The sequence below is a fragment of the Pseudomonas rhizozeae genome (assembly GCF_031583775.1).
GTDB lineage: Bacteria > Pseudomonadota > Gammaproteobacteria > Pseudomonadales > Pseudomonadaceae > Aquipseudomonas.
This window is the reverse complement of record NZ_JAVLSB010000045.1, coordinates 165,960-181,550: the sequence shown is the minus strand read 5'-3', so window position 1 is coordinate 181,550 and position 15,591 is coordinate 165,960. Positions and strand designations below refer to the sequence as shown.

Here is a 15,591-nt window from a genome sequence, read left to right as displayed (position 1 = left end):
GGTCTCACTGACAATAATCGGAGCTCATGATGTTCAAGCCTCGTGTGATGCGTCCGTTGCTGGTGCTCTGTGTCATAGGCGGCAGCCCGATGCTGTGGGCGGCTGAGGGCGGGGTCGGTCGGCCAATTACCGGCCAGCAAGTGTTTTCCAATGCAGGGATCGTGCCGCCGGAACCCGGTTGGGTGATGTCGTTGACCAGTATCTGGTACGACGGTGAATTGAAGGGCAGCCGCGCGGTGCCGATTTCCGGCGAATTGAGTGCCGGGATCGAAATGAAAGTTTCTTACACCATGGCCAACCTGACCCATGTCTGGGACACCGGCAAAGGTCGCTGGAACTACGCCTCGGCCATCGGCGTGCCGGTGCAGTACACCGACATTACCGCCAGCGTCACCGGCCCGCGCGGCCGGACCCTCGGCACCGATGACTCCGGCACCCAGTTCGCCGATGCGCTGGTCACGCCGATTGCCGCCGGTTATCACTTCGATGCGCTCAACCACATTTCTTTTTCACTGCCGATCTACGTGCCGACCGGTGCGTACAACGACGATCGCCTGGCCAACCCTGGGCAGAACAATTACACCTTTATGCCCACGGTCGCCTTCACCCATCTGGATGGCAAGGGCGGCGAGTTCACCGTATCCAGCGGGCTGGAGTTCTACACCGAAAACGACGCGACCGATTACCGCAACGGCAACATTTTCAGCCTCGACGCCTTATGGACCCACGGTTTCGGCAATGGCTGGAATGCCGGTTTGGCGGCCGGTTACATTCAGCAGATCACCGACGACAAAGGCCAGACCGCCGATGCCTTGAATGGCTTTCGCGGACGTGCGGTGGGCGCAGGGCCGGTGGTTGGCTGGAGCGGCAAATTCGCCGATGCGCAAGCCAATATCAGCGCCCGTTGGGTGCCAGAGTTCGACACCAAGAACCGCCCCGAAGGCAATGGCTTCAGCGTCAACCTGACACTGGCGTTTTTCTGAGCCACCGACTGCGACTCGCGATTTTCATGTTTAAGGTAAGGACGACCCCATGACCGCGCTCAACGACCTTAATTCGCTGCAGGCCAGCATCGCCGAAGCGGTGCTCGGCCAGGATCAAGTGATTCGGCAAATTCTCGTGGGATTGCTCGCCAATGGGCATCTGCTGCTGGAAAGCCTGCCGGGGCTGGCCAAGACCCGGACGGTCAAGGCGCTGGCCAAGCACCTCGACGCGAAAATGAGTCGTATCCAGTTCACCCCGGACTTACTGCCATCGGATATCACCGGCGCCGAGGTGCTGCATCAGGTCGACGGCAAAAACGAAATTCGCTTCCAGCCTGGTCCGCTGTTCGGCAATTTGATTCTGGCGGACGAGATCAACCGCGCCCCGGCCAAGGTCCAGGCCGCGCTGCTGGAAGCGATGGAAGAACGGCAGATCACCGTGGCTGGCAACAGCCACTCACTGCCTGAGCTATTTATCGTGGTAGCCACGCAAAACCCGATCGAGCAGGAAGGCACCTACCCATTGCCAGAAGCGCAGATGGATCGCTTCCTGATGAAAGTGTTGCTCGACTACCCGAGCGCGGAAAACGAGAGTCAGGTGCTGCGGCTGTTGCGCGAAGAAGAGTTCGCGGCGGGCGCCAAGCCCCCACCCGCCCAAGGTTTCGCGTTGTCGCAGGAGGTGATCTTCGCGGCGCGGCGCGAGGTCAGCGCGATCCACGTCTCGCCGGCCATCGACCGCTATTTGATTGACCTGATCAACGCCACCCGGCATCCGGCGGACTACGACGCCGATCTGGGTCGCTGGATCAACATTGGCTCCAGCCCCCGTGGCGGGATTGGCCTGGACCGTTGCGCACGCGCCGACGCGTGGCTGCAAGGCCAGGATTTCGTTTCCCCGGACAACGTCCGCGCGGTGGTGCATCCGGTGCTGCGTCATCGCCTGCAACTGAGCTACGACGCGGTCGCTGATGGCGTAACCGCCGATCAGGTGCTCGATCGCCTGCTGGACAAGGTTGCGATTCCGGCATGAACACCGATGGCCTGGTCTACGTTTCTCTGGCGCACTTGATGGCCCTGGAGTTCAAGGCCCGCGACTTGAGTTTCCTCGCGCGCCAGCCCCGCGCCAGCATTCTGGCCGGCAACCATGCCTCGCGCCTGCGCGGTCGGGGTTTGAACTTCGACGAGTTGCGCCGCTATCAACCGGGAGACGACCTGCGCCACCTGGACTGGCGGGCATCCCTGCGCACCGGCAAACCGGTGGTGCGCACCTTCACCGAAGAACGCGACCGCCCGGCGTTGATCCTGGTGGACCAGCGCATGTCGATGTTCTTCGGTTCGCAGCGCAGTTTCAAATCGGCGCTGGCCGCCGAACTCGGCGCTCTGGCCGCATGGATGGTGTTCAGCGCCGGCGATCGGGTCGGCGGCCTGGTATTTAACGACCAACGCATCGACCGCATCGCGCCGTTACGCAGTCGAAAACGCATCGAAGCCTTGTGCAGCCGCATCGCTGAACAGAATCAGACCCTCAACGCCAACAACCCGGACGCCGAGGACGACGACCAGCTCGACAAGGTCCTTCAACAGTGTCTGGCGTTGGCCGGGCACGATCACTTGATCTGCATCGTCAGCGACTTCGCCGGGGCCGGACCGCGCACCTTGCAACTGCTGCGACAGTTATCGGCCCACAACGACGTGATTGCCATGCAGGTCTACGATCCGCTCGCCCTTAACTTGCCGAACAACGGCCGTTTGCTGGTGACCCAAGGCCAGTTGCAAGTGGAATTGGCGGTGGAAAAGCGTCAGGTCCGCCAACCCCTGGGGGATTTTCTCAGCGGCCGACTCAAGGACGTCGCCAGTTTGCTGCGCCGCAGCCAGGTGCCGCTGATGATGTTCAGCACCGCCAGCGATGCAGAGGCGCAACTGCGCGCCGAACTCGGGCGGGCTCAGCGGTGAGCAACGCTATCCCGAGTATCGATCAACTCAAAGAGTTAAGCCTGCCCGCGCCCGTCAGTTATGTGCCGCAGACCTGGGGCTGGTGGGTATTGCTGGCATTGTTGATCGGTGCCGCGTTAGTGATCGGCGCCCGGCGGTATTGGCACTGGCGGCAGAATCGTTATCGGCGCGAAGCCCTGGTGCGCCTGGCTGAACTGCAAAACAACGGCGATCCGGTGGCCGCACTCCGGCAATTGCCGGAGTTACTCAAGCGCGTAGCGCTCTCAATGCCCAAACCCTCCCCTGTGGGAGCGAGCCTGCTCGCGAAATGGCCCTCCCATTCAAAACACAGGTCGACTGCCAGCCTGCCCTCGCCAGCAGACTCGTTCCCACAGGGGCCTGCGGCGCTAAGTAAAGACAAATGGCAAGTCTTCCTGCAACAACACAGCCCACAACAGCTGCCCGTTGATTTCGCCCAACAGCTCGCGCAACTCGCCTACGCCTCGGACGCGACCCTGGCGGCGCTCCCCGAACAACAGCGCCAGCAGTTGTTCGCCCTCAGCAAGACCTGGGTGGAGCAGCATCATGTGGCAGCTTGATTACCCCTGGTTGTTGCTACTGTTGCCGCTGCCGTGGCTGGGTTATCGCTACCTGCCGGATTATCGCGAAGCGCGCAGTGCCGTGCGCGTACCGTTTTTCGCCGCCATGAGTCGCGCGGTCGGCCAGGCGCCGAGCCAGGCCGGCACTCGCCTCAACCTCGCGCAATTGCTGCTGAATTTACTGGTGTGGGGCTTGCTGGTGGTGGCCGTCGCCCGGCCGGTCTACGTCGAAAAACCCATCGAGCGCCAGCAACCGGTGCGCGACCTGATGCTCGCCATCGACATCTCCCAGTCCATGGAAACCGCCGACTTCACCGACGCCAGCGGGCAAAAAATGGATCGTCTGGCAGCGGTCAAGCAAGTGGTGCAAGGCTTTATCGACAAGCGCAAGGACGACCGCCTCGGCCTGATCGTATTCGGTAGCGGCGCCTACCCGCAAGCGCCGCTGACGCTCGACCACACCAGCCTGTCCTTGCTGCTGAACGACACCGGCATCGGCATGGCGGGGCCCAATACCGCGATTGGCGACGCCATCGGTTTGAGCTTGAAAATGCTCGACGCCGCCCACGAGCAAGAGAAAGTGCTGATCCTGCTCACCGACGGTAACGACACCAGCAGCGCGATTACGCCGGATCACGCCGCGAGCATGGCCGCCGCCAAAGGCGTGGTGATTCACACCATCGGCATCGGCGACCCGACGGCCTCCGGTGAGGCCAAGGTCAATCTGCAGGGTTTGCAACAAATCGCCGCCAGCACCGGCGGGCGCTTCTTCCGCGCGGAAGATCGCAGCGCCTTGGATCAGGTCTACAGCACCTTGGACCAGTTGACGCCGCACCAGGTGAAAACCCTCACCCACCAACCCAAGCGCGACCTGTTCTGGTGGCCGCTGGGCACTGCGCTCGGGCTGCTGGCGGTGTATCACTTCGGTGCGATGCTGCGCCCGCGCCTGCTGCAGGCCCGCCAGACGCAGGAGGCCTGAGATGGACATCAACCTCAGCGACCTGCACTTCCTTCGCCCTTACTGGTTGCTGCTGGTGATTTTCGGCGGCGCACTGCCGTTGCTCTGGCGCCGCAGCCATGACCTGCAACGGCGACTGCGCGCAAACATCGCCGAGCACTTGCTGCCGCATTTGCTGATCACGCCGCAAGATCACCAGCGCCTGCGCCCGGTGCACTTGCTCAGCGCGTTGCTGGTCGTCGGCGCAGTGGCCGCCGCCGGGCCGACCTGGGAGCAGGATCGCCCGGACTTCCTGGAGAACCGCGCGCCGCTGATCCTGGCGGTCGACCTGTCGCCCTCCATGGACGCCAATGACATTGCGCCAACCCGCCTGGAAGCGGCCAAGCACACACTGCATGACTTGATTCAACGGCGCAGCGGTGCCCGCGTCGGGCTGATCGCTTACGCCGGCAGCGCGCACCTGGTGCTGCCGCCCACCGACGATCCGGCCCTGCTCGACACCTTCATCCAGGCCTTGGGCACCGATCTGATCGGCAAACCGGGGAAAGACCTGGTTGCGGTGATCAAGCAGGCGCAACGGCTGCTGGCGGCGGAACACAGTCCCGGCACCCTGGTGCTGTTGACTGACGGCGCCGACACCGGGCAATTGGCCGAGGTCAAACAAGCGCTGAGCGACAGCGTGCTGCAAGTGCTGATCCTGGCGGTGGGCCGTCGCGATGGCGGGATCGTCCAGGGCGCCAACGGTCAGCCGCGCCTCGATGGAAATGGCCGGCCGAGCCTGGGCAGTTTTGACGAGTCCGCGCTCAAACAATTGGCTTCGGCCGTGGACGCGCCGCTGGGCAGCCTGACTGGCACCCCTGACGACCTCGACTGGATCGAACTGCACGCGCAACAGCACTTTCAGGCCGCCAGTGCCGAGCAGCAGGAACTGCACTGGAAAGACGCCGGTTACTGGCTGTGCTGGCCGTTGCTGCTGTTGGGGTTTTTCAGCGTGCGCAAGGGCTGGAGTCTGAACTGGCTGGCGGCGTGGCTGCTGGCGGTGGGTTTGTCCCTTCCCTCGTCGCCAGTCCAAGCCAGCCCGTTGGCCGACGCGTTCTTCACTGCGGACCAGCAAGGGCGCTGGGCCTTCGAACATCAGCATTACCCGGCAGCGGCGGCGAAGTTTGTCGACCCATACTGGAAGGGCATCGCCGCCTATCAGGCTGCCGATTTCGATCTGGCGCTGGCCAGTTTCGCCCGACTTGACACGCCCCAGGCGTACTTCTACCTAGGCAATATTTACGTGCGCCGCTTCAAGTTCGAGCAAGCCATCGCCGCATATACCCAGGCCTTGAAGCTGCAAGCACAGTTCCCGGAAGCCACGGCCAATCTGGCGCTGGCGACGGCCCTGCAAAAAGACACCGACAGCGCCGCGCAGAACGCGCCGGAGGTCAAACCCGACGAGATCAAAATGGACAAGGCCCCCGGCAAGGGCCAAAGCAAGGCGATAGAGACCCCGCAAGCAGTGTCGGATGAACTGTGGCTGCAAAACCTCACCACCTCCCCGGCGAAGTTTCTCAGGCAGAAGTTCAGTTTGCAGGATCAAAGTGGGGGCAAGCCATGAGCATTCCCTGTGGGAGCGAGCCTGCTCGCGAAGAGGTCCTGTCAGCCTCAACCAAACTCGGCGCCGCTTTCCTGCTGATAGTCAGCACCTGCACCCACGCCGCCACTCCAGAACTCCGAGTCCAGACCCATCTACAACCCACCACCCAAATCATGGTCGGCTCGGTGGTCGAGTTGCAGGTCGATGTGCTCACCGACACTTGGTTCACCAGCGCCGCCACCCTGCCCGACGTGAAGCTTCCCGGCGCCTTGGTGTTGCCGCCGAATGGCGAAGCCGAGCACCTCAACCAGACCCTCGACGGCAAACCCTTCAGCGGCCTGCGCTACCGTTACCTGATCACCCCGAATCAGGCCCAAGGCTTTGACATCCCGGCGCTGACCGTGCGCGCCACACCCGGCCAGGCCAGCGCGGAACTCGCTGCGCAAAGCCAACCGCTGTACTTCGACGCGACCCAGCCACCCGGCTTCGCGCCCGACGAACCGGTGCTGGTGGCGCAAGCCCTGCGCTTGACGCAAAGCCTGTCTAAAACAACGGAGTTGAAAGTCGGCGACAGCCTCACCCGCCAAGTCACCCTGCAAGCCGACGGCGCGCTGGCCATGGCCCTGCCGGCGCCAGCCTTCGAGACCGTCAAAGGCCTGAGCCAATACCCGAACACCCCGCAGATCAGCAACCTGGGCGACGGTCGCGGCAGCATTACCGGTGGCCAGCGCATGGATCGGGTGACTTACCGCATCGATAGCGCGGGCTCGCACAGCCTGCCCGCCATCCGGGTGAAATGGTGGAACGCCAGCACCCGGCAACTCGATACCGCCGAGGTGCCGGCAATCACCTTCGAAGCCAGCGCCGCTTCCAGCGGCCAACCGGTGTTTTCCCTGAACGAAGACTTGAAGCGCTTGGGCCAGCGCCATCACTTGCACCTGTCGCAGTGGCTAATCGGCGCGGCGATGTTGTTGCTGACACTGCTCGCCCTCGGTTACTTCGCCCGCCCCTGGTGGCAACAGGTTCGACAGTCCTGGCGCCAGCGCCGCGACGCGCGCCAGGCCGCGTGGCGACAGTCGGCGGATTACGCCTGGCGGCAGATTCCCGGCCAGCTCGATGGCCACCCCTTACAACTCAGCGCGCTGTACATATGGGCGCGGCGCAGCCGTTTGGGTCTGAGGGTTGCCGGTCTCGGCCCCGCCGCGCAACAGCTGTTACAGGCGCGGTACGGCCGCCAGTCAGCCGATGACCAGCCCCTGCGGTCGTTCAAGCAATCCTTGGCTACGCTTCATCGACAGGCCGAATCACGCACCACTGTTGCACGACCTTCGGCCCTGCGGCCGCTGAATCCCGTTTACGAGAAGGACTTCCCATGACGCTGCCCACTCCGCTTCGCTCGCACCCTGGCCTGATGCTGTTGTTGACCCTGGCCCTGAGCCTGCCGCTGTTGGCCCAGGCCAACGAACCCTTGGCGTCGTGGAACGACGGGCCGGCGAAAAAAAGCATCATCGAGTTCGTGCAGAGCGTCACCGACCAAACCAGCAAAGACTTCGTCAGACCGGCCGAGCGTATCGCGGTGTTCGACAATGACGGAACGCTATGGAGCGAGCAACCGGCGTACTTCGAATTGCTGTTTGCCTTCGACGAGGTCAAGCGCAACGCGCCGCACCACCCGGAGTGGAAGACTACCCAGCCGTTTAAAGCGGTATTGGAAAACGATCACAAGGCCTTGGCCGCAACGGGTCTGGAGGGCGTGCTGAAAATCTTCGGCGCCACCCACACCGGCATGACCACCGAAGCCTTCGACGAATACGCCAAGACCTGGCTGAGCCAGGCCCGCCACCCGAAAACCGGCAAGCCGTACACCGAGATGATCTTCCAGCCGATGCTGGAAATGCTCGATTACTTGCGCAGCCAGGACTTCAAGACCTACATCGTCTCCGGCGGCGACACCGCGTTCATGCGGGCCTTCGCCGAGAAGGTCTACGGCATCCCGCCGGAACAGGTGATCGGCACCACGTTCGTCACCGCGTTTCAATTCAAGGACGGCAAGGCCTCGATCGTGCGCACGCCGAAACTGGCGCACAACGACGACGGCCCGGGCAAACCGGAGAGCATCGACGCGCTCATCGGTCGGCGGCCGATCCTCGCCTTCGGCAACTCCGACGGCGACCTGCAGATGCTCCAGTGGACCGCCGCCGGGCCCGGCAAACGCTTTATGGGCCTGGTGCACCACACCGACGCCAAACGGGAATGGGCCTATGACCGACAGTCGCAAGTCGGCCGCTTGGACAAAGCCCTGGACGAAGCGAAAACCCGCGGCTGGACGCTGGTGGACATGGCGCAGGACTGGCGCCGGATCTACCCCTTCGAGCCAGCCGCTACCGAGCAAGTGCAATAACAAAAGCGTGACGCAGGACCGCAATAAACGTTTGTCGCACCACGCGACGTAGTGAGCAAAAGGAGCAAGTCACATGACTCGCATACGTAACTGGTTACCGAAATTCGCCTTGGTGGCGGCATCGGTAATGGCGCTTTCGGCGACCGCCGGAGCCGCCGAAAAGCCCAACATACTCGTGATCTTCGGCGACGACATTGGCCAGACCAACATCAGCGCCTATTCCATGGGCGTGGTCGGCTACAAGACCCCCAACATCGACCGGATTGCCAAAGAAGGCATGATGTTCACCGACTACTACGCAGAGAACAGTTGCACCGCCGGTCGCTCCTCGTTCATCACCGGGCAGACCCCACTGCGCACCGGCCTCTCGAAAGTCGGCATCCCCGGTGCCCCCGTGGGCCTGCAAAAGCGGGACATCACCATTGCCCAGGCGCTCAAGTCCCAGGGCTACAGCACCGGCCAGTTTGGTAAGAACCACTTGGGCGACCGCGACGAATTCCTGCCCACCGCCCATGGTTTCGACGAATTCTTCGGCAACCTCTACCACTTGAACGCCGAAGAAGAACCCGAGCGCCCCTACTGGCCGAAGGATGACGCCGAGTTCGTCAAGGCCAACTCGCCACGTGGGGTGATCCACAGCTTCGCCGACGGCAAGATCGAAGACACCGGCGCGCTGACCACCAAACGCATGGAGACCATCGACGACGAAACCACCGCCGCTGCGCAGGCGTTTATCGAGAAACAGGTTCAGGCTGACAAGCCGTTCTTCGTCTGGATGAACACCACGCGCATGCACGTGTTCACCCACGTCCGCGAATCGATGAAGGGCCAGAGCGGCATGCCTGGCAACGAGTACGCCGACGGGATGATCGAGCACGACAACGACGTCGGCAAACTGCTGAAAACCCTCGACGACCTGAAAGTCGCCGACAACACCATCGTCGTCTACACCACCGACAACGGGCCGAACCAGTTCTCCTGGCCGGACGCGGCGACCACGCCGTTCCGCAACGAGAAAAACTCCAACTGGGAAGGTGCCTACCGGGTGCCGGCGATCATTCGCTGGCCGGGCAAGATCAAGGGCGGCGAAGTCTCCAACGAGATGTTCTCGGGCATGGACTGGTTCCCGACCCTGCTCGCCGCCGCGGGCGATGCGGATGTGAAGAACAAACTGCTCAAGGGCTGGGCGCCGACTTCCGGCGGCACCAACTTCAAGGTGCATCTGGACGGTTACAACCAGTTGCCGTACCTGACCGGCCAACAGCCGAAGGGCGAACGTAAAGAGTTTTACTACTTCAACGATGACGGGGTGCTGGTGTCGATGCGCTTCGACAACTGGAAAGTGGTGTTCTGCGAGCAACGCCAACCGGGCGGGTTCCGGGTCTGGAGCGAACCGTTCGTGTGTCTGCGGGTGCCGAAAATCCTCAACCTGCGTATGGACCCGTATGAACGGGCGGACGTTGTCTCGGACCAGTTCTATGACTGGAACACCAAGAACGTCTACCTGGCAGGCGTCGCGGTGACCAAATCGGCGAAGTTCCTCGAAACCTTCATCGAATACCCACCGAGCCAGAAACCGGCCAGCTTCAGCATCGACCAGATCCGCGCGGCGGTGGATGCGAAAATTGCCGAGAAAATGAAGAATCAACCGGCCGCACAGTAAAGGCTGGATCGCCGCTCGCCGTGTTTGGCGGGCGGACTTATTTTTTTGGTTTGGGACTGGGGTGCTGCCATCGCTGGCAAGCCAGCGATAGGCCCACCACAGCCACAAACCTTCTCCAATCCGGAAACAAGGCAACCCCGCAATGTCCTCACGCGTCGCCAGCAAGCATTCGGCCTTCCCCACCGCGCGCCCCCTCGCCCGTCATGCGTTGTTGATCCCGGCTCTACTACTGTTCATTTCCGGCGCCGCCGCGCTGGTGTATCAGGTGTTGTGGATCAAGCAACTGTCGCTGGTGGTGGGGGTCGAGGTGTATGCGATCACCACCGGGATCAGTGCATTTTTTGCCGGCCTGGCGCTGGGTGGCCTGCTGTTCGGGCGCTGGGCCGATCGGCTGCAACGTCCGGTGCGGCTGTACGCCGGGCTGGAAGTGCTGGTGGCGTTGATCGGCGTCGGCGCAACGATGGCGATGAGCCTGGCCGCCAGTCCGTTCGCCTGGCTAGAGCAACACGTCGGCCTACTAGCCTGGGTGTTGCCCTTCGTGTTGGTTGGCGTGCCAGCGTTGCTGATGGGCGGGACCCTGCCGGTGCTGGTGCGTTCGCTGGCGGCGGATCCGCAGCAACTGGGCAAGGCCGGTGGCTTGCTCTACGCGGCGAACACTGCCGGCGCCATTGCCGGGACTCTGCTGGCAGCTTTCGTGCTGATTGCAACCTTCGGCGTACGCGGCAGTGCCATTGCCGCCGCGGTGCTCAATCTTTTGGCCGCGGGCGGTGCGTTGTGGTTTCAGCGGGTTCAGCCGACTTCGCCTCAAGCGGCGCCCAGGCAGGCGTCGAGCAAAGCCCCGGATCGCCTGGCGCTATGGCTGTACTCGCTCGCCGGCGGCGTGGCGCTGGGCTATGAGGTGGTGTGGTCGCAATCGATCGTGCCGTTCATGAGCACCCGCACCTACGCGTTCGCCGTGGTGCTGGCGACGTACCTGACCGGCCTGTTCCTCGGCAGTGCCTTGCTTGCTCGGCGGGTTGAGCGGATTCGCGATCCGTGGGGTGTATTCGGGCTGTTGATTGCCGGCGCCGGGTTGATTGCGCTGCTGGAAATCGCTGTGCTCGGCCGTTGGCTGGTGCTCGCCCAGAGTGTGGCCGAAGCCTGGGTGCTCAGCCTCGGCGCCAGCGAACTGCTGGGCATGAGCACGCGCTTCGCGGTCGCTGCACTGTGCATGGTGTTCGTGCCGACCCTGCTGCTCGGCGCGGCGTTTCCCCTGGCCCTGCGCTTGAGCGTCGGCCGTGAGCACATCGGTCAGGATGTCGGCGCTGTAGTGGCGTTCAATACCCTGGGCGGGATCGTCGGCGTGATGCTTTGCGGTTTCCTGCTGATTCCTTGGTTGGGTCTGGTACGCACCCTGGGCCTGCTGGCAATCATCGCGGCGGCCATCGGCTACTGCGCGGTGCGCCAGGGCCACGGGGTGAAAAAAGGTCGACGTCACGGGGTGATCGTTATCGCGCTGCTGTCGGTTGTCGTGGCGTGGCTGACTCCCGTGGACAAATTTGCCGGCCTGTTGCCTGGCGCGCAAAACAGCAAACTGGCGTATTACCACGAAGGTCGCGGCGGCACCGTGGCGGTGGTCACTCAGGGACGCGGGCAGAACAGCTTTCAGCGCTTGTACATTCAGGGTGTGTCGAACACCGGCGACGCCATGCCGTCGCTGCGCTACATGCGGATTCAGGCGTTGCTGCCGCTGTTGATCCACAACGGCGAACCGCGCTCGGCGCTGGTGATTGGTTTCGGCACCGGTATCACCGCCGGTGCGCTGACCCGCTATCCGGGTCTGGAGCAGCGAGTGGTGGCCGAACTGTTGCCATCGGTGGTGCAAGCAGCGCCGCTGTTCAAGGGCAATTTCAACGCCGCGTCCGATCCGAGCGTCGACGTGCGGCTGCGCGACGGCCGCCAGGAATTGCTGCGCAACACGCAACGCTACGACCTGATCACCCTGGAGCCACCGCCGCCCTCCGCCGCCGGCGTGGTCAATCTGTACTCCCGGGATTTCTATCAGTTGGCGGCCAGTCGCCTCGAGCCTCAAGGCCTGGTCGCGCAGTGGCTGCCGCTGCCGACGCAAAATATCGATGATTCCCGCGCCTTGGTGCGCAGCTTTTTGGATGTCTTTCCCTACGCGACGTTGTGGACAAGCGAGTTTCACGAAATGCTGCTGGTGGGTTCGCTGCAGCCGATCGAACTGGATGCGGCGCGGATCACTCGGCGCTTCCAGCAAGAGTCAGTGCGCAGCACTTTGCAAGACGTTGGCGTCGGCTCGGCTCCGGCACTGCTCGCCACCTGGGTCACCGATCGCCAAGGGCTGCAACGCTTTGCCGCCGACGCCCCGGCCGTCACCGATGACTGGCCACGCATCGAATACGCGCCTTGGGTTCGCGCCAAGGAAATCACCCGCGTGCTGCCGGCACTGCTCGACCTGCGCAGTGCGCCGCCGCTGGTGAATGCCGACGCTTTGTTCACTACCCGCATGGCCACTCACCAACAACGCCTGATGCAGTTCTACCGTGCCAGCCTGCATGCCTACGATGGCGACCGCGACGCCTGGGCCCGGGACATGCGAGAGGTGATGGCCGGGGACGGCGGCAATCCGTACTTCCGCTGGTTTGGAGGCCAGTGACAGTGGCGGACGTTGCATAGAGGACTTTTTGTGCTGAAAGAGGTAGGCTGCGCGACATCAATGTGCCACCACTGATGGATGCCAAGGATTTCATGGAGTTGCACACGAAATGAGTTGCTGGACCCTGCTCGGCCTGCCAGATGATGCCGACACTCGCAGTATCAAGCGCCAATACGCCAAATTACTTAAACAGACCCGCCCGGACGAGGATCCGGTCGGGTTTCAGCGCTTGCGCGAGGCGTATGAGCAAGCGCTGGCCTGGCATTCCCTGGAACAGGCGGCGGACCTCGAAGGCTGGTCGATCGAGCCGGACGCCGAGGGTGGCGTGACGCTGATCGAGCGGCCGACGGTGGTTCAGGGCTTTTCCCAGATGAGCCTGGAGCAGGTCGAACAGGCTTACCAACAGGCGACCGAACAAGGCACTGCCGCTGACTTCGAAACCGCGCTGCTGCGCCATTGCACCCTGCACACCCACGAGCCGGAAGCGTTGGTGGAATGGTGCATGGAACGCTTCCAGTGGCTCACCGCGTGGCAACGGCTGGCGCTGCCGGAATACCTTATCGAGGTCTTGGTGGAACAACGCCAGGCCAGTGTCGAAGCACAGTTGCGCGACGCGCTGGCCCATCCTGAACGCTTTTTGCGCCTCTATCGGCGCTATCAGCAACAGCCTTGGCTTAAAAGCCTCGATCATCACCCCTGGTTCAACCGCTTGCTGGCCCGCCTGTTGCTGGACAGTCCGCATTGGTCGGCGGAGATTTTCGAGGCGGTGTGCGCTGCTCAAGGCTGGCAGTCGGGGCCTGACAATCGCTGCAGCAAACAGGATTGGGAGCGCCTGCTGCGTCGACACCAAGCCCCACAATTCATTGCCTTGCAGCGGCAACTGGCGCAGGAGCCACCGTCCACCGCGCAACGGCGAGCGGCGCGGTTTCTGCTGGGGCCCATGAAGTTTCGTCAGCGCCGGGCGATGGCGCGGCGCTTCGACCTCGACGACTGGAGCGCCTGCCGCACGCTCAGCGCCGAGCTGTACGCCAGCCACCCGCAAATCAGCGCCGACATGCCGGGCGGCACGCCGTTCTTCTGGCGTGACTGGGAACCGCATTTCGACGCCTGGCCGATGTACCTGGGCATCGTCCTCGCCTGCTTGATCGGCACCGCGGTCAATCAGGCGCCGGCGGGCATTCGCCTCGGTGAGTTGTTGGGCGTGACGGTGTTCTGGTCGTTGTTGTTCGGGGCCGGCGGCGCAGCGCTCGACTGGGCGACCCGACGTCTGGTGCACCCGTGGTGGACGCTGGACGAACGCTTGAGCGGGCGCCTGCTGCCGGGATTCAGCCCGGACGATCCGCCGTTCCGACTGCTGCGCGAGGCTGTACCGACACTGATCCTCAGTGTGGCGCTGGGCGTGTTGCTCGGGTCCGTGGCGGGCGCCACCTACCTGACGCTGGTGATCGGTGTCGGGCTGCTGCGACGGCGAGATATCACCCCGGGGTTGTCCTGGGAACGCCCGAGCCCGTGGCTCACGCGCATTGCCATCGGCGTCGGCGTGTTGCTGCTGGTGGCGGGGCTGGGCGTGGCCAAAGTGATGTCCAACCAAGGCTCGGTGAACCGCAACCAGGGTCTGCAAGCCTGGGCCGAGCGCCTGTGCAGCCGAATGCCGGTTGACGCCGCCGAATGCAACGCCCCGGCCACCGATGAACAGTGGTACCCACAGGAGAATCGCCGATGACCCCCAATTGGCTGTTACCCGTCGGTCTAGTGCTGATGCTGACCTTGATGGGCCTGGCCGGCGCCAGCAAACCGATTGCCCGGGTCGACCTGTGGCTGGATCACCGCGAAGCGCCCCTCACCGCGCAGGCCAACGCCCTCAACCCGCTGGTGGAATGCCTGAACCGGGTTGACGTGCGCTGGCGCCTGTCCTATGAGGCCTATGCCACCCAGCGCAGCAAACAATCGGTACAGGAATGGATCGCCGACAGTCGCGATTTCGCCGATGACAGTTCCAATGAGTTGCGCACGCTGCAAGCGGATTACTGCTCGACGCGGATCAGCGACAAACTGAACATTCTGCAGTACGACTTACCGCTGGCGACGCTCGCCGATCAGTATGTGCAAACCTTGAAAGACGTGGCGCCGCTCACCGCCGGCATTGATGTATACCAGCGCAGACGCTCGGCGGCCGGCGGGCCAGCGGCGGCGATCGGCGACAACTTGTGGCAACCCCAGGCCGAGGCTTACTTCAATGCGTCGAACCCGTTACGCCAACAGGTCGAACGGCTCGACCTTGAGCAGCGTCGCGGGCAACTGTCGTTGATCGAGAGCCGACTGCGCCACGACATTCACTGGCACTTGCTGGCGTACATGATTCAGGCGCGGGACACGCTGAACCTGGTCAGCGACGGGGTCAAAAACCGATCACTGAACCCGGCACAACTGACCGCGACCACCGAGCAACTGCAACAGGCCTGGCAGGCCAAGGAGCAATTTCGCAGGAGCCTGCTACCGAGCAAGAGCGGCGAGGACGCGCGTTACTTGTGGAACGAGCTGTCCGGGCCGACGCAGAAATACCTCGATGCCCTGCGGACACTGGACCAGGACTGGCGCAACAAGGCTGAACCGCAGCGCCTAAGCGCCGATTACTACGCGATCACTCGCGGCTACGATTCGATGATCAGCCACTACAACCGGTTGGCACGGGTGAATTTCTAACCCCACAGCAAAACCTGTGGGAGCGAGCCTGCTCGCGAAGAGGCCATCAGATGCAGCATTGAAGTTGGCTGACCGACGCTTTCGCGAGCAGGCTCGCTCCCACGGAGACGA

Annotated in this window: 12 protein-coding genes; all 12 read left to right on the top strand. The window is 63.2% G+C overall.

The annotated features are described in order from the left end of the window. Window positions 1-29 precede the first annotated feature (29 nt). Complete coding sequence (locus RG836_RS15185; RefSeq protein WP_310846904.1) at window positions 30-983, top strand: SphA family protein; 954 nt, start codon at window positions 30-32, stop codon at window positions 981-983. A gap of 49 nt (window positions 984-1,032) precedes the next feature. Further along, complete coding sequence (locus RG836_RS15180) at window positions 1,033-2,013, top strand: AAA family ATPase (RefSeq protein WP_310846901.1); 981 nt, start codon at window positions 1,033-1,035, stop codon at window positions 2,011-2,013. Beyond that, window positions 2,010-2,936 carry a DUF58 domain-containing protein gene (locus tag RG836_RS15175; RefSeq protein ID WP_310846899.1) on the top strand — a complete coding sequence of 309 codons (927 nt, stop codon included), beginning with the start codon at window positions 2,010-2,012 and terminating at the stop codon, window positions 2,934-2,936. Before RG836_RS15180 ends, RG836_RS15175 begins: the two co-directional genes overlap by 4 nt. After that, window positions 2,933-3,514, top strand: a complete 582-nt coding sequence (locus RG836_RS15170) for a DUF4381 domain-containing protein (protein WP_310846897.1) — start codon at window positions 2,933-2,935, stop codon at window positions 3,512-3,514. The genes RG836_RS15175 and RG836_RS15170 overlap by 4 nt, the downstream gene beginning before the upstream one ends. Then, on the top strand, window positions 3,501-4,493 hold the full coding sequence (locus RG836_RS15165; protein ID WP_310846895.1) for a vWA domain-containing protein: 993 nt from the start codon (window positions 3,501-3,503) through the stop codon (window positions 4,491-4,493). The genes RG836_RS15170 and RG836_RS15165 overlap by 14 nt, the downstream gene beginning before the upstream one ends. Window position 4,494: 1 nt before the next feature. After that, window positions 4,495-6,075, top strand: a complete 1,581-nt coding sequence (locus tag RG836_RS15160) for a VWA domain-containing protein (protein WP_310846894.1) — start codon at window positions 4,495-4,497, stop codon at window positions 6,073-6,075. Beyond that, entirely contained in the window at window positions 6,072-7,430 is a 1,359-nt protein-coding gene (locus RG836_RS15155) for a hypothetical protein (protein ID WP_310846892.1), read from the top strand. Before RG836_RS15160 ends, RG836_RS15155 begins: the two co-directional genes overlap by 4 nt. Then, entirely contained in the window at window positions 7,427-8,455 is a 1,029-nt protein-coding gene (locus RG836_RS15150; RefSeq protein ID WP_310846890.1) for an HAD family hydrolase, read from the top strand. Before RG836_RS15155 ends, RG836_RS15150 begins: the two co-directional genes overlap by 4 nt. Before the next feature lie 73 nt (window positions 8,456-8,528). Then, window positions 8,529-10,118, top strand: coding sequence for an arylsulfatase (locus RG836_RS15145; RefSeq protein WP_310846888.1), 1,590 nt, complete (start codon window positions 8,529-8,531; stop codon window positions 10,116-10,118). Window positions 10,119-10,260: 142 nt separating this feature from the next. Continuing rightward, complete coding sequence (locus tag RG836_RS15140; RefSeq protein WP_310846886.1) at window positions 10,261-12,777, top strand: fused MFS/spermidine synthase; 2,517 nt, start codon at window positions 10,261-10,263, stop codon at window positions 12,775-12,777. Window positions 12,778-12,886: 109 nt separating this feature from the next. Beyond that, window positions 12,887-14,500, top strand: a complete 1,614-nt coding sequence (locus tag RG836_RS15135) for a molecular chaperone DnaJ (protein ID WP_310846883.1) — start codon at window positions 12,887-12,889, stop codon at window positions 14,498-14,500. Then, window positions 14,497-15,480, top strand: a complete 984-nt coding sequence (locus tag RG836_RS15130; RefSeq protein WP_310846880.1) for a DUF3829 domain-containing protein — start codon at window positions 14,497-14,499, stop codon at window positions 15,478-15,480. The genes RG836_RS15135 and RG836_RS15130 overlap by 4 nt, the downstream gene beginning before the upstream one ends. Window positions 15,481-15,591: the final 111 nt, after the last annotated feature.